Annotated in this window: 18 protein-coding genes; 16 read left to right on the top strand and 2 right to left on the bottom strand. The window is 59.7% G+C overall.

Features of this window, described 5'->3' with window-relative positions; genetic code table 11:
* Window positions 1-30: 30 nt before the first annotated feature.
* The 3 genes from nhaA to ABD847_RS10780 all read left to right on the top strand — a co-directional run bounded on the left by nhaA (window position 31) and on the right by ABD847_RS10780 (window position 2,577).
* Complete coding sequence (gene nhaA, locus ABD847_RS10790) at window positions 31-1,224, top strand: Na+/H+ antiporter NhaA (protein ID WP_345012851.1); 1,194 nt, start codon at window positions 31-33, stop codon at window positions 1,222-1,224.
* Between the two features lie 71 nt (window positions 1,225-1,295).
* Window positions 1,296-2,198, top strand: a complete 903-nt coding sequence (nhaR, locus tag ABD847_RS10785) for a transcriptional activator NhaR (RefSeq protein ID WP_345012849.1) — start codon at window positions 1,296-1,298, stop codon at window positions 2,196-2,198.
* 82 nt (window positions 2,199-2,280) lie between these two features.
* Window positions 2,281-2,577, top strand: a complete 297-nt coding sequence (locus tag ABD847_RS10780) for an ArsR/SmtB family transcription factor (protein WP_345012848.1) — start codon at window positions 2,281-2,283, stop codon at window positions 2,575-2,577.
* Window positions 2,578-2,652: 75 nt separating this feature from the next.
* Here ABD847_RS10780 and rpsT read toward each other — a convergent pair whose 3' ends face one another.
* A complete protein-coding gene (gene rpsT, locus ABD847_RS10775) occupies window positions 2,653-2,913 on the bottom strand; it encodes a 30S ribosomal protein S20 (protein ID WP_345012846.1) in 261 nt (86 codons plus the stop codon).
* Window positions 2,914-3,103: 190 nt separating this feature from the next.
* Between rpsT and murJ the strand changes: the two genes are divergently transcribed.
* From murJ to ispH, 5 genes are all read left to right on the top strand, one after another.
* Window positions 3,104-4,672: a murein biosynthesis integral membrane protein MurJ gene (murJ, locus tag ABD847_RS10770; RefSeq protein WP_345012844.1), complete on the top strand. Its 1,569-nt coding sequence runs from the start codon at window positions 3,104-3,106 to the stop codon at window positions 4,670-4,672.
* A gap of 64 nt (window positions 4,673-4,736) precedes the next feature.
* Window positions 4,737-5,678, top strand: a complete 942-nt coding sequence (gene ribF, locus ABD847_RS10765) for a bifunctional riboflavin kinase/FAD synthetase (RefSeq protein WP_345012842.1) — start codon at window positions 4,737-4,739, stop codon at window positions 5,676-5,678.
* Window positions 5,679-5,693: 15 nt separating this feature from the next.
* Window positions 5,694-8,519: an isoleucine--tRNA ligase gene (ileS, locus tag ABD847_RS10760; protein ID WP_345012840.1), complete on the top strand. Its 2,826-nt coding sequence runs from the start codon at window positions 5,694-5,696 to the stop codon at window positions 8,517-8,519.
* Complete coding sequence (gene lspA, locus ABD847_RS10755; protein WP_345012838.1) at window positions 8,519-9,031, top strand: signal peptidase II; 513 nt, start codon at window positions 8,519-8,521, stop codon at window positions 9,029-9,031. The genes ileS and lspA overlap by 1 nt, the downstream gene beginning before the upstream one ends.
* On the top strand, window positions 9,028-9,966 hold the full coding sequence (ispH, locus tag ABD847_RS10750; protein ID WP_345012836.1) for a 4-hydroxy-3-methylbut-2-enyl diphosphate reductase: 939 nt from the start codon (window positions 9,028-9,030) through the stop codon (window positions 9,964-9,966). The genes lspA and ispH overlap by 4 nt, the downstream gene beginning before the upstream one ends.
* Before the next feature lie 69 nt (window positions 9,967-10,035).
* Here the strand turns inward: ispH and ABD847_RS10745 are convergent, their stop codons facing one another.
* Entirely contained in the window at window positions 10,036-10,416 is a 381-nt protein-coding gene (locus ABD847_RS10745) for a type IV pilin protein (RefSeq protein WP_345012834.1), read from the bottom strand.
* A gap of 91 nt (window positions 10,417-10,507) precedes the next feature.
* Between ABD847_RS10745 and ABD847_RS10740 the strand changes: the two genes are divergently transcribed.
* From ABD847_RS10740 to rraB, 8 genes are all read left to right on the top strand, one after another.
* Entirely contained in the window at window positions 10,508-11,041 is a 534-nt protein-coding gene (locus ABD847_RS10740; protein WP_345012832.1) for a GspH/FimT family pseudopilin, read from the top strand.
* Window positions 11,032-11,757, top strand: a complete 726-nt coding sequence (locus tag ABD847_RS10735) for a prepilin-type N-terminal cleavage/methylation domain-containing protein (RefSeq protein WP_345012830.1) — start codon at window positions 11,032-11,034, stop codon at window positions 11,755-11,757. The genes ABD847_RS10740 and ABD847_RS10735 overlap by 10 nt, the downstream gene beginning before the upstream one ends.
* The gene (locus tag ABD847_RS10730) at window positions 11,744-12,868 is read left to right on the top strand and encodes a pilus assembly PilX N-terminal domain-containing protein (RefSeq protein WP_345012828.1); all 1,125 of its coding nucleotides are present in this window, start codon (window positions 11,744-11,746) and stop codon (window positions 12,866-12,868) included. The genes ABD847_RS10735 and ABD847_RS10730 overlap by 14 nt, the downstream gene beginning before the upstream one ends.
* Window positions 12,869-12,880: 12 nt before the next feature.
* Window positions 12,881-14,980, top strand: coding sequence for a type IV pilus modification PilV family protein (locus ABD847_RS10725; RefSeq protein ID WP_345012826.1), 2,100 nt, complete (start codon window positions 12,881-12,883; stop codon window positions 14,978-14,980).
* A 182-nt stretch (window positions 14,981-15,162) separates the two neighbouring features.
* Entirely contained in the window at window positions 15,163-15,501 is a 339-nt protein-coding gene (locus tag ABD847_RS10720; RefSeq protein WP_345012824.1) for a P-II family nitrogen regulator, read from the top strand.
* A gap of 64 nt (window positions 15,502-15,565) precedes the next feature.
* On the top strand, window positions 15,566-16,141 hold the full coding sequence (locus ABD847_RS10715; protein WP_345012822.1) for a transglycosylase SLT domain-containing protein: 576 nt from the start codon (window positions 15,566-15,568) through the stop codon (window positions 16,139-16,141).
* 42 nt (window positions 16,142-16,183) lie between these two features.
* Complete coding sequence (gene luxS / locus ABD847_RS10710) at window positions 16,184-16,693, top strand: S-ribosylhomocysteine lyase (RefSeq protein ID WP_345012820.1); 510 nt, start codon at window positions 16,184-16,186, stop codon at window positions 16,691-16,693.
* A gap of 15 nt (window positions 16,694-16,708) precedes the next feature.
* Entirely contained in the window at window positions 16,709-17,056 is a 348-nt protein-coding gene (gene rraB, locus ABD847_RS10705) for a ribonuclease E inhibitor RraB (RefSeq protein ID WP_345012818.1), read from the top strand.
* The last annotated feature ends 25 nt before the right edge of the window (window positions 17,057-17,081 follow it).

Raw genomic sequence — 17,081 nt, 5'->3', positions numbered from 1 at the left:
CACCGCTCAATATTTGTGAGGCCTGTCACCATGCGTCAGACCATTCAGAAGTTTTTGCAGCTGGAGTCCGCCAGCGGCATCATTCTTATTTTCTCGGCTCTGTTGGCCATTGTGCTGGCCAATTCACCGTTGGCCGGTGTGTATACAGGGTTTCTCGACACCGAGGTCCAGATCCGTATCGCCTCCCTGGATCTGCACAAGCCCCTGCTGCTGTGGATCAACGATGGCTTGATGGCCATCTTCTTCCTGCTGGTGGGCCTGGAGGTGAAACGGGAGATGCTGGAGGGAGCCCTCTCCAGCCGTGAGCAGGCCATCTTCCCGGCGGTAGCGGCCATCGGCGGCATGCTGATGCCCGCCATCATCTATCTGTTGTTCAATCTGGACGACCCCATTACCCGCAATGGCTGGGCCATTCCGGCGGCCACCGACATCGCCTTTGCCCTGGGGGTGATGGCGCTGCTGGGCAATCGCGTGCCCACCAGTTTGAAGGTGTTCCTGCTGGCCCTGGCCATCATCGATGATCTGGGGGTGATCCTCATCATCGCCCTCTTCTATACCCAGCAGCTGACGCTGTCCGCGCTCCTGATTGCCGCCGTGGCTGTGGCCGTATTGATCTGGATGAACCGGCGCGGCGAGGACAGGATCAGCCTGTACCTGCTGGTGGGACTGGTACTCTGGGTGGCGGTGCTCAAATCGGGAGTGCATGCCACCCTGGCGGGCGTGGTGGTGGGCTTCCTCATCCCCAACAAGGGAAGCCGGCATGAGTCGCCGCTGCAGCATCTGGAACATCAGCTGCACCCCTGGAGTGCCTACCTGATACTGCCCTTGTTCGCCTTTGCCAATGCCGGTGTTTCCTTATCTGGAGTCGGCCTGGCCGATCTGGCTTCCCCTCTGCCACTGGGCATCATGTTGGGGCTGTTTGTGGGTAAACCCCTGGGGATCTTCCTCATCAGCCTGTTGGCGGTACGCATCGGTCTGGCCAAGCTGCCGCCGGGGGTCAACTTCAAACAGATCTTCGCGGTGAGCGTGCTGTGTGGTATCGGTTTTACCATGTCGATGTTTATCGCCTCCCTGGCCTTCGAGTTGGCCGGGATGGAGTACGGTGTCTTCTCGCGCCTGGGGATCCTGGGCGGCTCTACCCTGGCGGCTGTGGTGGGCTATGCGCTGTTGCGAAGCGTCCTGCCAGACAGTCAGGGTTCAGGTGGGCGTGTTAGCCTGAATTAAGTCACCAGCCCGGTCACCGAGATCGGGCTTTTTATTGAATACCAGGATTGGTGTAACGAGGAAGAGATCCCATGTCCCACCTTAATTACAACCATCTCTACTATTTCTGGATGACCCAGAAACGCGGCTCGGTGACCCGAGCGGCGGAGGCGTTGTTTCTGACCCCCCAGACGGTCACCGGCCAGATCCGCCTGCTGGAGCAGCGGCTGGGGGGGCGTCTGTTCAAACGTAAGGGGCGTCAACTCGAGGCGACCGAACTGGGCCAGCTGATTTTTCAGTATGCCGACAAGATGTTCAGCCTCTCCTACGAGATGCTCGATATCATCAACTACCGCAAGGACAACCACATCATGTTCGATGTGGGGATCGCCGATGCCCTGTCCAAACGGCTGGCCAGTCGGGTGTTGCTGTCCGTGCTGCCGGCGGATGGCAATATTCATCTGCGCTGTTTCGAGTCCACCCATGAGATGCTGTTGGGTCAGCTGAGCGAGCACAAGTTGGACATGATACTGTCCGACTGCCCGGTGGACTCCAGCCAGCATGCCGGCCTGCTCTCCAAGAAGCTGGGGGAGTGTGGCGTGAGCTTCTTCTGCAAGAGTCCCCTGCCCAAGGCACCGTTTCCCGCCTGTCTGGAGGAGCGCAAGCTGCTGATCCCAGGCCGCCGCACCGCCATGGGCCGTCAACTGACCCGCTGGTTCGAAGAGAAAGGCCTGCACCCCAAGGTGCTGGGAGAATTTGACGACGCCGCCTTGATGAAGGCCTTCGGCTTCTTCAATCAGGGTATCTTCGTGGCACCCTCCCTCTATCAGGAGGAGCTGCTGGAAGGGGAGGCGGTGGAGCTGCTCGGCGAAACCCATGAGCTGAAGGAAGAGTACTACGTGATCTTTGCCGAACGGATGATCCAGCACCCGGCGGTGAAGAAGATCTGCGAGAGTGATTTTTCCGAGCTATTTGGCGGTAAGCAGCCGTTTTAGGCGGCAAAAATGTAATCGCTTCCTTCCTAATCGAGGCGTTGCTGGTATCATGCCAGCATTTCCTTGATACGAGATGCGACCCATGCAGATTGAAGACATGCAGACTCAGGCCGGTAAGGCCGTCTCGCTGCTCAAGGCGTTGGCCAATGAGCATCGGCTGCTGATCCTGTGCCACTTGCAGGCCCAGGAGTTGTCGGTGGGGGAGCTTAACGAGCGGCTGGGTCTCAGCCAGTCGGCCCTGTCACAACATTTGGCGGTGCTGCGGCGGGATGAGCTGGTGGCTACCCGCAAATGTGCCCAGACCGTCTATTACTCCCTCAAGAGTGACGAGGTGCGCAGCATCATAGGGGTGTTGCACCAGCTCTACTGCCAGGCCTAGTGCCTGGTTTTTTTGCGGTCGCGCAGACAAAAAAAAACCGGCGAATGCCGGTTTTTTTGTGCCATCAAAGCCGGATTACAGGGCCTTGATTTGGGCAGCCAGGCGAGCCTTGTGACGGGCGGCCTTGTTCTTGTGGATCAGGCCCTTGGTGGCCATGCGATCCAGGATCGGCTGAGCGGCGGTGAAGGCGGCTTGGGCGGCAGCCTTATCGCCAGAGGCGATGGCGGCAACAACCTTCTTCACATAGGTACGGGTCATGGAACGGCGGCTGGCGTTGTGCTGGCGAGCCTTCTCTGCCTGAATCGCGCGCTTCTTAGCAGATTTGATGTTAGCCAAGGTATAACTCCTAAAACTGTCTTAGCGAGTGTGCTGAAAAGGCCGAGAATATGCCTTCTCAGCCCGTTAAAGTCAAATGATTTGAGCAAATAACCACCGCGAGCCAGTAGCCTGAGCCTTGGCGGATAGTTACACTGTCGGCCGATTTTAGCAGTCTTTGTACGGTTGTCACCGTTTTTAAGGATCCAACGTGAGCAAGAAACTCCTCAAATCCGGCATGCTGGTGTCCGGCATGACCCTGGCCTCCCGGGTGTTGGGTCTGGTGCGAGACGTGGTGATCGCCCATCTGCTGGGGGCGGGGTTGGCCGCCGACGTCTTCTTCTTTGCCAATCGCATCCCCAATTTTCTACGGCGGCTGTTTGCCGAGGGAGCCTTCAACCAGGCTTTCATCCCCGTGATGACCGAATACAAAAAGGCGGATGAAGACAAGACGGCAGTGCGGGAGCTGCTGGCGGTGGTGGCGGGCACCCTGGGCGGCATCATCACGCTGGTGACCCTGCTGGGTATGCTGGGGTCGGCCGTGATCACGGCGCTATTTGGCTGGGGCTGGTTCATGGACTGGTTGCAGGACGGGCCGGGGGCGGCCAAGTTTGAGATGGCCAGCCTGCTGCTGAAGATCACCTTCCCCTACCTGTGGTTCATTACCTTTACCGCCATGTCCGGGGCCGTGCTCAACACCTATGGCCGCTTCGGGGTCTCTTCCTTCACCCCGGTGTTTCTCAACGTGGCCATGATAGGGGCGGCCTGGTGGATTTCACCCAAGCTGGTGCACCCTGAAATCGGGTTGGCCATCGGCGTCTTTCTCGGCGGCCTGCTGCAGTTTGTCTTTCAGTATCCCTTCCTCAAGCGGATGGGGCTGCTGGTGTGGCCGCGCTGGGGCTGGCATCACCCCGGGGTGGTGAAGATCCGCACCCTGATGCTACCGGCCCTGTTCGGCGTGTCGGTCAGCCAGATCAATCTGTTGCTCAACACCATGCTGGCCTCCTTCCTGGCCACCGGGGCTATCAGTTACCTCTATTACTCGGATCGCCTGCTGGAGTTTCCCTTGGGCTTGTTCGCCGTGGCCATCAGTACCGTGATACTGCCGGCCCTGTCTCGTCGCCATGTGGATGCAGACCCCAAGCTGTTTGCCCAGACCATGGACTGGGGGGTGCGGATGGTGATGCTGTTGGGCCTGCCGGCCATGTTCGGCATCATGTTGCTGCGAGAGCCGATCCTGCGGGTGCTGTTCATGCGGGGGGAGTTTGGTCCTCACGAGGTACAGATGGCCGCGGCCAGTCTGCTGGCCTCCACCACAGGGCTGCTCTCCTTGATGCTGATCAAGGTGCTGGCGCCGGGCTTCTATGCCCGTCAGGATACCCGCACCCCGGTGCGCATCGGCATTCTGGCCATGGTGGCCAACATGGTCTGCAACCTGATCTTCATCTATCCCCTGGGCTATGTGGGACTGGCATTGGCCACCGCCTGCTCCGGCACCCTCAACGCCGTCTTGCTGTTCTCTGGCCTTTATCGGGCCGGCGTCTACCGCCCAGGCCGGGAGACGAGCCGCTTCGTGCTGCAGCTGCTGCTGGCCACCGCTGCCATGGGGGCCCTGCTGTGGCGGCTCTCGCCGGCGCTGGAGGTGTGGAGTCACTGGTCCATGGCGCGCGCCAGCCTGGAGCTGATAAAGCTGATCCTGCTGGGGGGCGGCGTCTATGGCTTGGTGCTGCTGGTGGCCGGGGTGCGGCCACGGCACCTCAAAACTGCCGCCGAGGGCTGAACCCGTGGGGGCTTTACGCTATAATCCGCCGATTTCGCCAGCCAGTTAAGGAATTGCCAGCGTCATGGAGTTGATCCGCGGTCTGCATAATCTGCGTCCTGAACATGCCGGTTGTGTACTGACCATTGGGAATTTTGACGGTGTGCACCTGGGTCACCAGGCGGTGCTACAGCAGCTTAAGCAGCAGGCCCATGCCCTCGGGGTGCCGGCCTGCGTCATGTTGTTTGAGCCCCAGCCGCTGGAGCTGTTTATCCAGCACCAGGCGCCGGCACGACTGACCCGGCTGCGGGAGAAATACCTGGCGCTGGCGCGTCTGGGCATCGACCGCCTGCTGTGCGTCCGCTTTCATCACGCCTTTGCCCAATTGCAGCCCGAGCTGTTTATCGAACAGATACTGGTGCAGCAGCTGGGGGTGCGCTTCTTGATCGTCGGTGATGATTTTCGCTTCGGGCGGGAGCGGCGCGGGGATTTTGCCCTGCTGCAGCAAGCCGGGCGCCGGCACGGTTTTGCCGTGGTCAGCACCCAGAGCTTCTGTGTCGATACCCAGCGGGTCAGCAGCACGCTGGTGCGCGAGGCCTTGGGGGAGGGGAACCTGACTCAGGTGCAGCGCATGCTGGGTGAGCCTTATACCCTGTCGGGGCGGGTGGCCCACGGTGACAAGCTGGGGCGCACCATCGGCTTCCCCACCGCCAACGTCCACCTCAAGCGCCGTCGGGTGCCGGTCAGTGGCGTGTATGCGGTAGAAGTGTTATTTTCTGGCCAACTCCACCATGGGGTGGCCAATGTGGGCGTGCGCCCGACTGTGCATGGCACCCGCCCCCAACTGGAGGTGCACCTGTTTGACTTTGCCGGCGACTTGTACGGTCGGCAGATCCAGGTTCGCCTCTGTCACAAGCTAAGAGACGAGCAGAAATTTGAGTCATTTGCTGCGCTCCAGCAGCAGATAGAACGGGATGCCCAGGCGGCACGTGCCTTTTTTGGCCTGGGCTCATCCACGCAACAGTAACGGAACCAAGGACCGATGAGCGACTACAAACACACCCTGAACCTGCCGGAAACCTCCTTTCCGATGCGCGGCGACCTGGCCAAACGTGAGCCGGGCATGCTGAAGGCCTGGTACGACCAAGATCTGTACGGTGCCATTCGCCAGGCCAAGCGGGGCAAGAAGTCTTTTATCCTGCATGATGGCCCCCCCTACGCCAACGGCAGCATTCACATCGGTCACGCGGTCAACAAGATCCTCAAGGACATCATCGTCAAGTCCAAGGGCATGGCGGGTTACGATGCCCCCTATGTACCCGGTTGGGATTGCCATGGTCTGCCCATCGAGCTGAAGGTGGAAGGCATGGTGGGCAAGCCGGGGGAGAAGGTCTCCGCGGCCCAGTTCCGCGAGGAGTGTCGCAAGTACGCCAAGACCCAGATTGAATCCCAGAAGGCCGACTTCGTGCGCCTGGGGGTACTGGGTGACTGCGAACGGCCCTACCTGACCATGGATTTTAATACCGAGGCCAACATCATCCGGGCCCTGGGCAAGATCATCGACAAGGGGCACCTGCATAAGGGCTCCAAGCCGGTTCATTGGTGTACCGACTGTGGTTCCGCCCTGGCGGAGGCTGAAGTTGAATATCAGGACAAGACCTCGCCGGCCATCGACGTGCGCTTCAAGGCGGTGGATGAGGAGACGGTCGTCGGTCGTTTCGACTGTGCCGACGGACATCTGGGTCATGGCCCTGTCTCCGTGGTGATCTGGACTACCACCCCCTGGACCCTGCCGGCCAACCGCGCCGTGGCCCTGCATGCCGAGCTGGATTATGCCCTGGTGCAGGTGGACGGCGACCAGCCCGAGCGGCTGATCCTGGCCGAGGCCCTGGTGAAGGATGTGATGGACCGAGCCGGCATCAACCAGTATCACAACCTGGGCTACTGCAAGGGTGTCGATCTGGAGCTGCTGCGCTTCGCTCATCCCTTCTATGATTTCGATGTGCCCGTGGTGCTGGGGGAGCATGTCACCACGGATTCCGGTACCGGCGCCGTGCATACCGCCCCAGGCCACGGTCAGGAAGACTTTGTGGTAGGCCAAAAATACGGCCTGGAAGTGGCCAATCCGGTGGGCGGCAATGGTGTCTATCTGTCAGATACCCCGCGATTTGCCGGCCAGCACGTGTTCAAGGCCAACGCCGCCGTGGTGGAGGTGCTGCAAGAGACCGGCGCCCTGCTGCATCACGAGGCCATCCGTCACTCCTACCCGCACTGCTGGCGTCACAAGACACCGATCATCTTCCGTGCCACGCCGCAGTGGTTCATCAGCATGGAGCAGGCCGGTCTGCGCCAGAAGGCGCTGGGCGAGATCAAGGGCGTGCAGTGGATCCCGGACTGGGGCCAGAACCGCATCGAGGCCATGGTGGCGAACCGGCCCGACTGGTGTATCTCCCGGCAACGCACCTGGGGCGTGCCCATCGCCCTGTTCGTGCACAAGGAGACCCAGCAGCTGCACCCGCGCTCGGCCGAGCTGATGGAAGCCGTGGCCCAGCGGGTGGAAGCCAAGGGCATCCAGGCCTGGTGGGATCTGGATCCGGCGGAGCTGCTGGGTGAGGACGCGGCTCAGTACGACAAGGTGCCGGACACCCTGGATGTCTGGTTCGACTCCGGCTCCACCCACGCCTCCGTGGTGGATGTGCGTCCCGAGTTCAACGGTCAACCGGCGGACATGTATCTGGAAGGTTCCGACCAGCACCGCGGCTGGTTCATGTCCTCCCTGATGATCGGCGTTGCCATGAAGGATCACGCCCCCTACCGCCAGGTGTTGACCCACGGCTTCACCGTGGATGGCCAGGGCCGCAAGATGTCCAAGTCCATCGGCAACGTGGTGAGCCCGCAAGAGGTGATGAACAAGCTGGGCGCCGACATTCTGCGCCTGTGGGTGGCCTCCACCGACTACAGCGGCGAGATGACGGTTTCCGACGAGATCCTGAAGCGCGCCGCCGATGCCTACCGTCGCATCCGTAACACCGCCCGCTTCCTGCTGGCCAACCTCAACGGCTTCAATCCGGCCACCGACATGGTGCAGCCGGAGCAGATGGTGGTGCTGGATCGCTGGGCCGTGGGCCGCGCCAAGGCGGTACAGGACGAGATCGCCCAGGCCTATGATGAGTACAACTTTCACCAGGTGACCCAGAAGCTGATGCAGTTCTGCTCGGTGGAGATGGGCTCCTTCTACCTGGATATCATCAAGGATCGTCAGTACACCGCCAAGGCGGACAGCCTGGCCCGTCGTTCCTGCCAGACCGCCCTGTTCCACATAGTCGAGGCCATGGTGCGCTGGATGGCGCCCATCATGAGCTTCACCGCCGATGAGATCTGGGCCCTGCTGCCTGGCGAGCGGGACAAGTTCGTCTTCACCCAGGAGTGGTATGACGGCCTGTTCGGCCTGGCTGCCGGCGAGTCCATGGATGATGCCTTCTGGGCCCAGCTGCTGGAGGTACGAGCCGAGGTGAACAAAGCCCTGGAGGCCGCGCGCAACGACAAGCGCATCGGTGGTTCGCTGCAGGCGGAAGTCACCCTGTTTGCCTCTGCCGAGCTGGCCGACAAGCTGGCCGCCCTGGACGAGGAGCTGCGCTTCGTGCTCTTGACCTCCCAGGCACAGGTCAGTCGCGAGGCCGCGCCGGCCGAGGCCATGGCCACCGAGCTGGCCGGCTTGTCCGTGCTGGTGGAGGCCTCCTCTGCCGCCAAATGCGAGCGCTGCTGGCAGCATGTGGCCGATGTGGGCAGCCATGCTGGCCATGAGGGGATCTGCGGCCGTTGCGTCAGCAACGTGGCCGGTGAGGGTGAGGTGCGCAAGTACGCCTGATGATGAGCCTATTCAAACAAACCGGGCTGCGCTGGCTGTGGCTGGCCGCCCTGGTCATACTGCTGGATCAGTTGAGCAAGCTGGCGGTGCTGCAGTGGTTGCCCTTTGGCTATCCAGGGCAGCCGCTGGTGCCCTACATCAACCTGGTGCACGTCTACAACAAGGGCGCCGCCTTTAGCTTCCTGGCGGATCAGGCGGGCTGGCAGCGTTGGTTCTTCACCCTGTTTGCCCTGGGGGTGAGTGGTGCCCTGCTGGTCTGGTTGCGCAAACTGCCGGCGGCCGCCCGCTGGTCGCCCATCGCCTATTGCCTCATCATCGGCGGGGCCCTGGGCAACCTGATCGACCGGCTGGCCTATGGCCACGTGGTGGACTTCATCGACTTTCATGTGGGGCAGTGGCACTACCCGGCCTTCAATCTGGCGGACAGTGCCATCTGTGTCGGTGCCGTCATGATAGTGCTGGAGGGGCTGCTGTTTCGTCGCCCGCAACAGGCGGGAGACAAGCCATCATGAGAGTGATACTGGCCAACCCCAGAGGCTTCTGTGCCGGCGTGGATCGCGCTATCAGCATAGTGGAAAACGCCCTGGCCAAGTTTGGAGCCCCCATCTACGTGCGCCATGAGGTGGTGCACAACAAGTACGTGGTTGAGACCCTGAAGCAAGCAGGCGCCGTGTTTGTCGAAGAGTTGGACGAGGTGCCGGACGACCAGATCGTCATCTTCTCAGCCCATGGTGTGTCCAAGGCGGTGCGGGATGAAGCCAAGCGACGCGGTCTCAAGGTATTTGATGCCACCTGTCCCTTGGTGACCAAGGTGCACATGGAGGTGCACCGTGCCAGCCGTAAGGGCGATGAGGTGATCATGATTGGCCACCAGGGACACCCGGAAGTTGAGGGCACCCTGGGCCAGTATGAGAATACCGCGGCCGGCATGTACCTGGTGGAGGATGCTCAGCAGGTGGGCGATCTGGCGATCCAGGATCCTGCGCGGGTGCAGTTTGTCACCCAGACCACCCTGAGCGTGGATGAAACCCGAGAGGTGATCGACGCCCTGCAGCAGAAGTTCCCCAAGATCCAGGGGCCGCGCAAGGACGACATCTGCTATGCCACCCAGAACCGTCAGGATGCGGTGCGGGCCCTGGCCACCGAGGCTGAGCTGGTGCTGGTGGTGGGGTCACGCAACTCCTCCAACTCCAACCGCCTGCGGGAGCTGGCCGAGCGGATGGGGGCCAAGGCCTACCTGATCGATGATGCGGCCCAGGTTGAGGCAAATTGGCTGGCGGGGGTAAAGATTGTGGGGGTTACCGCCGGGGCGTCGGCGCCCGAGGTGCTGGTGCAGGCCGTGGTGTCCCGCTTGCAGGAATTGGGTGCCGAGACGGTGAGTGAATACCAGGGGCCGGCAGAGGACATGGTCTTCGAGGTACCGCTGGAGCTGCGTCTCGAAGCCTAAGTTCGAGCAAACGCCATAAACAATCAGGCCCCGCATCGCGGGGCCTGATTGTTTGGTGAGGATGCCGAGTCATTCCCAGCAAGTGGCTGGTAGCCGCTGATCCTGTTGATTGAGGGTGATGGAGCTACATGTAGAATCGTTGGCCTGGGGGGTGCCGCTCTTGGGCACGGCCTTGAGCAGATAGGTGCTGCCGGAAGCCGACACACTGAAGGTGTAGTAGTCACTGGTCGGATTGCCCAAATCGGTGATGCTGTTACTGTAGCTGGCGTGACTGACCCGCCACTCCTCCTGCTTGAGTTGGGCACTCAGCAGACCGCGAACCGCCTCGGCGCGACGAGACTTGGTCAGGTAGTTGATGTAACTGGGATAGGCAATGGCTGCCAGGATGGCGACGACGACGATGACGATCATCACTTCTAACAACGTGACGCCTTTCGAGTAAATCTGCATAACCGAATCCTAATTTACTGGTGCTCATGTTATAAGGCTAAACTAAACAGAATGGATCTGTTTTGTAATATTTTTTTGCCAAGGAGCGTTCATGTTTTACATGCGGTGGCGGGGGTTTAGCTTGCTGGAGTTGATGGTGGCCATCATGGTGTTGGCCATTTTGCTGACCGTCGGCATCCCCAGCTATATCCAGTTCCGTGAGGACAATACCCTCTCATCCGCTGGTCGCGCCCTCTATGGCGACATTCTGCTCGCCCGCTCCGAATCCACCAAGCGCAACAATGAAAACGTCAAGTTGCTGTTCTTTGGTGGCAGCAACTGGTGTTATCGCATCACAGATCTGGATGCCAGTACCTGTGATAGTTGCACGGCCACCTGCGACATCGATGGCGATGGCCAGACCCGAGGGGGCGATGCGGCCAGCTATCCCAAGGTGCAGATAAAAAACATTGGCTACCCCAGTGATGAGCTGCGCATGGGCTCGCTGCGCGGTTCCATGCTGGATGGGTCTATTCTCCTATCGCTGGGCAGTAAGGAGATCAAGGTCACCACAAACAAACTGGGGCGGGCCTATCTCTGCGCCCCGACAGGTACCCATTTGACGGGGGTGGATACATGTTCGTAAGCAACAAGGGCTTCTCCTTGGTGGAGATGCTGGTGGCTCTGGTGGCCGGGCTCTTGGTGGCGGCGGCCGTCACCGCCCTGTATGCCGCCGTGATCCGGGCCAACTCCACCTCGGTACAGCTCTCCATGCTCAACCAGGATCTGCAGGCCACTCTCAACATAGTGGCGCGGGATATCCAGCGGGCCGGCTTTAAGGCGGATGCGGCTCAAATCTTGGCCCGTAACACCAGTGGCCAGCCCATTGATGCCAGTGGCAATGTGGTGACCAGCCTGGATCGCAGTGCCATGTTTAGCGCCTTTACCTTGGATGCCAGCGCGGCCATGACCACCACGCCGCGGGATCTGCAGCGCTTGTCGGTCGCCGCTCCCCTGTTCGATTGTGTGCTGCTCTCCTACGATGCCAATGAGAATGGTGCCATTGCCGGTACCGACGAGATCATGGGTTACCGTTTTAACCAGAGCCAGCAGGAGGTGGAGTTCCATAACTGGGATAATGCGGCGCAGCAGAGCTGTACCGCGACCGGTTGGAGTGCCCTGGCCGGCGGTGAGAGTTCCACCCAGATCACCGGCCTGACGTTCTTGCTGGATCCGGCCAGTGGTGCCACCGATACCGGGCAGCGCACGTTAGTGCTGACCATCACGGGGCAACATAAGCAGAACAGTCAGTTACAGCTGGAACTTCAGCGTCGAGTGAGGTTGCGCAATGATCAGTTCTAAACCGGCCGCTGGCTTTACCACCCTGACCATTACCCTGATCGTGGTGATACTTGTCACCTCATTGAGTCTGATGACTGGCAAGATCCTGATGGGTGAGCAGCGAGTGGCCGCCAACGAGATGCGCTATCGTGCCGCCATGGCCTCCGCCCAGGCCGGCCTGGATGAGGCCATGGCGCGAGTCGGGGCGGATCTGACCTTTCGCGGCCCGCTAACCCGCAACAGTGGCACCTTCTATTCCGTTACCTTTGGCGCCGATCAGCAGATCCCGGTGGGCACAGGTCAGCTGCCCTTGTTGAGCCTCCGCTCTGTGGGCACCAGTGAGGATGGGGAAGGCCAGGTCATCCTGCATCAGCAGGTGGTGATCAGCGATGTGGTGGCTGGCACCCCAGATGCGCCATTGACGGTGGCGGCGGGCATGGCGGTGGGGGGCAACTTCAACGTGGGCGCCAACCCCAATGGCGGTGGCAGCGGGGTACCGCTGTCCATCTGGACCAATGGCAATGTGGATCTCACCACCGGCTCAGGCAATACCTGTGGACTGCAGGAGTACTATGATGGCAACTGCAGCAGCGCCTCCTATAGCTCAGCTGGTAACAAGCAAGCAGACATTCTGGATAACGATACGGTGAATTTCCCCTCTGACCTGCTCAAATACGTGTTTGGCGTGCCTGACACGGATGAGGGCATGGCGCAGTTGGAGGAGCGGCTGGCCAAGTTGGGTCGCGTGCCATTGACCGGTTGTTCCTCTCTCAACACCAGCTCATCCGGTTTTTACATAGTGGATGGCAATTGCTCCGGCGGCAGCATGGGCAGCCGGGAAAATCCTGTGGTGGTCCTGGTGCGTAACGGCGATCTGACCATCAATGCCAACAGTGAAATCTACGGCATGGTCTTCACCTACGACAAGGTACCCGGAGATGTCACCACCTACGACGTTAAGCTCAATGGTGGCGCCACTGTGTACGGTGCCCTCATCTCCAACCATAAACTGGGTACGGCCAACGGGACCTACAATGCGGTCTATGACGCAGAAACGCTGCAAAACATCCAAGATGGCAAAGAGTTTTCCTACGTGGCCAGGGTGCCCGGCAGCTGGCGTGACTGGGATTAAGAGGAAGCAATGATGAACAGGGCGAACCGGCAAACAGGATTTGGCCTCATTGAGGTCATGGTGGCCTTTGTGGTCATCGCGGTCAGTGCGGCGGCGTTGATCAAGCTGCAGAGCCTGTATCTGAAAACGGAAGGGGAGGCTGGCAGTCGCGAGAGTGCCATCCTGCTAGCCCAGAGCAAGCTGGAGGACCTGCGGGTCTTCGATACCCTATCCACCACGACTGGGCAGCTGGCCTATCAGGATATCGGCGACAATACCGGAGGCCAGTTAAGTGCAGGTAGCCATACCTTGGGCTTGACCACCTTCACCCTGTCGTGGGATGTGACAGACAGGTTTTTGACGACGCCAGCCAGTGCCTTGCCGGAGTTCAAAGATGTGATTGTCTCGGTGGCCTGGACGGATCGAGAGGGACAAAGCCGCAGCCTGGCCCTGGCAGGGGTGATTTCTCCCCAGCAAACCACCGACAAGGAGCTGATGACGGGTTCTGGCGGCTCGGGCGAATCCCCACAGGTCACCTACACCCCAGGGGTGGCGCCGGACGTGGTGGCCATCACCATAGACGTGGCCCAAGGGGTCAAGCAGGAAACCACCAAGCCGTTGCCGAAGGTATCCAACAGCGGCGGCAGCATCCAGGTGCAGTTCGAGACGGTGACTTACGACCAACAGAGCAGCAAGCAGGTGCTGGCGGACTCCTTGACCCTGTCTTGTGAATGCTCCATCGACGGTACTGCCAAACGGCAGCTGCCGGCCAAGCCGGTGGCGGTGAGCAATGGCCTGCTCTACTGGCAGGAGGGCGACTACAAGGACAAAACCACCGGCACCTCCAACAGCAATCAACAGTCTGATCTGTGTGACATCTGTTGTGAGGATCACTTCGATGGCGGCACCAGCTCCGGCACCGACTTCGCCGACTACTTTAATCCCATCAACCGTTCGCCAGCCAAGTACAAGTATGCTGGGAGTAGCTTGACGGCGGTGACCAGTGGACCCTACCTGGATGCCTGTCGCTTGCTGCGCATCAATGGCTACTATAAGCCGATGCCAGATTGGAATCTGCTGCAGCTGGTGGTGGTGAGCTCTGAGTTTCTGAGCGACAGCAACAACCAGCAGAGCTATCAGAACTACGTCAAGTACGTGGTGAAGAGCTATGTGGACTGGCAGAAGGACACCCTGAACTGGCCGTCTGGCATAGGTTCGACCTTCAGCGTGTCGAACTTCCCCACCTGGCTGGCCACCAATGCCGTCAGTGGCGGGGATACCAGCACCGCCTTGGTGCGATCCGCCGGTAGTACGCCCTTACAGCTGATTGCCCGGGGTATCTTTGTGGATTTTATGTCGGCGGACTGGCTGGCGACCGTGGATACCTCGGCAGAGAACTTTCTCACCAAGGTGCCATTTTACGACATCAACATGACCATGCTGGCGCGTTGGAGTGTTAGCAGCACTGTGACCATGCCCAAGTCGTTGGACAGTTATCTCACCGTCTCCAGCGAGCTGATCAAGACACTGGACAGTGACGTGGCCGACTATTATGGCGTCTATCGCCGCGGCTATACCACGCCCCTGCTGGAAACCAAGAACACCAGTGGCAATGAGCAGGCGTTGCAGGTGAATGCGGTGGCCTACCAGGCCAACTCCGGCATCTCGCCCTTCCAGGACAATAAGGCCGAGTGGCCGGTGGCAGTGTACGACAGCGCCCACCAGGTGACCGGCTCGCTGAACTTCACCATCAAGGACAAGACCATAGAAGATGATGAGGTGTCGGTGTCCGCCAAGCTGTTCTGCTACAAACGCAAGAACGGTGCCGTGGATGTGTGTGACAGTAATGGTAACAACAAGGCGTTCGATCTTATCACGGCGAGTTTTACCAATGGCTCCAACTGTAGCCTGGGTGGCGCCATCGCCAGCTCCTATCGACCGATCACCTGTAACGTCACCAAGGGTAAGACCTTGAGTGTGACCACCAGTAATACTCCCACTGGCTATACAGTCTCACCGAATCCTCTGACTAAGGCCGTGCCTGCAGATCAGAGTGGTCCGCTGTTCGCCGGTTGCATCTATGTTTATGACCCTGGTATCACATCAACCCAGCTGCCGGCCTGTACGCAATAGCAGCGGTAGTGGATCTGCCTCGCAATCGGGCCCGCATCTCTGGTGCGGGCCCTTGTCTTTCATTATGATAACCCCCTGATCCATTCGCCGTGGCCCCAACTATGAGGGCTGGGCAAGCGGCACCCGGGCAGCATGGATGGCCTGGCAACCGCCTGAGACAAATCGCTGGCAAGGAGAAAATCATGAAGAAAATTGAAGCCATCATTAAGCCCTTCAAGCTGGATGATGTTCGTGAAGCGTTGGGTGAGATTGGCATCAGCGGCATGACGGTGTCCGAGGTCAAGGGCTTTGGTCGCCAAAAGGGGCATACCGAACTGTACCGTGGTGCCGAATATGTGGTCGACTTCCTGCCCAAGGTGAAGCTGGAGCTGGTGGTGAACGACGATGATGTGGAGCGCAGCATTGAGGCCATCACCAAGAGTGCCCATACCGGCAAGATTGGTGACGGCAAGATTTTCGTTACCGCCGTGGAGCGCATAGTGCGCATCCGTACCGGCGAAGAGAATGAAGAAGCCATCTAGGCCTTTATGATGGTTAGCAAGGGGCCGATTGTCGGCCCCTTGCTGTTTTGTGCAGGAGAGCAAGGTGAGACAGCTGTTGTTGGTGGTCGGTTCTTTGTGGCTGGTGGCTTGTAGCAATACCTCGCCGCCCAGCAACCAGGAGGATCTGTGTGCCATCTTCCGGCAGAAGAGTGGTTGGCTGGAGGCGGCACAAGACATGACTGATCGCTGGGGCACACCTTTGCAGGTGCCCATGGCCATGATGTACCAGGAGTCCAGTTTCCGGCATGATGCCAAGCCGCCCATGCGCTATTTTCTGTTTATCCCTATCGGTCGGCCCAGTACCGCCTTTGGTTATGCTCAGGTCAAAGACGAAACCTGGGATGACTACACCAAGGAGGCGGGACGTTGGTTTGCCTCCCGGGATAATTTTGCCGATGCCATCGACTTCATGGGCTGGTATACCGCCAAAACCCAGAAGGTCAATGGTATCTCCAAGTGGGATGCCTATAACCAGTATCTCAACTACCACGAAGGCTGGGGCGGTTTTCAACGCGGGACTTACAGGAGTAAGGCCTGGCTGATGAAGACGGCTCGTAAGGTGGATGAGCGGGCGCGACGTTATGGTGCCCAGTATCGCCAATGCAAGGATGACCTGTAAAATGGCGCCGTCCCCCCGACTGTCACTCCAAGGAGACATCCAATGCCGTTGCTAGATAGTTTTACCGTTGACCACACTCGCATGCAGGCGCCGGCGGTGCGGGTCGCCAAGACCATGACCACCCCACACGGGGATCCCATCACCGTTTTTGATCTGCGTTTTTGTCGACCGAACCAGGAGCTGCTCAGCGAAAAGGGCATCCATACCCTGGAGCATCTGTTTGCTGGCTTCATGCGGGACCACCTGAATGGGGATGGGGTGGAGATCATCGACATCTCTCCCATGGGATGTCGCACCGGCTTTTACATGAGCCTCATCGGTCAGCCGGAAGAGGGCCGAGTGGCTGCCGCCTGGACTCAGGCCATGGAAGATGTCCTTCAGGTCACCGATCAGGCGGCGATCCCGGAGCTGAACGAATATCAGTGTGGCACCTTCGTCATGCACTCACTGACTGAGGCTCAGGATATCGCTCGCCTGGTGTTGAGTCGGGGGATTGCGGTCAATCGCAATGCCGAATTGGCGCTGCCGGCCGAGAAGCTGGCCACCCTTTAAGACAAGGAACAGGCAATGAGTGAGAATTTGCAGGATTGGCGCGAAGAGACGGATGCCATCATTGATGAGCTGTTATCCGACGGCAGCAACCCCGAGGCGGTTTACACCATAGAGCACCATTTTGCCTGTCGGGATTTTAACCGACTGGAGAAGTTGGCGGTGGAGCTGTTCAAGCTGGGGTTTGAGCTGACCGATGCCGAGGAGATGGAACTGGACGACGGGTCGCCCATCTTTTGTTGTGATGCCGTGTCGGAAGGGGCGCTGGAGGCGGAGCGGATCATGGATGAGATCGGTCAACTGCTGCCGGTATGCACCCGCTTTGGTGTGGATTACGACGGCTGGGGTACCTTCTTCGAAGAGTAAACCGCTCGTTTTTTTTCGCAGATTG

Source organism: Pseudaeromonas paramecii, assembly GCF_039540575.1.
In the GTDB taxonomy this organism is placed as follows: Bacteria; Pseudomonadota; Gammaproteobacteria; order Enterobacterales; family Aeromonadaceae; genus Pseudaeromonas; species Pseudaeromonas paramecii.
The sequence above is the reverse complement of the archived record's forward strand: the minus strand, read 5'-3'. Positions and strand labels throughout refer to the sequence as shown.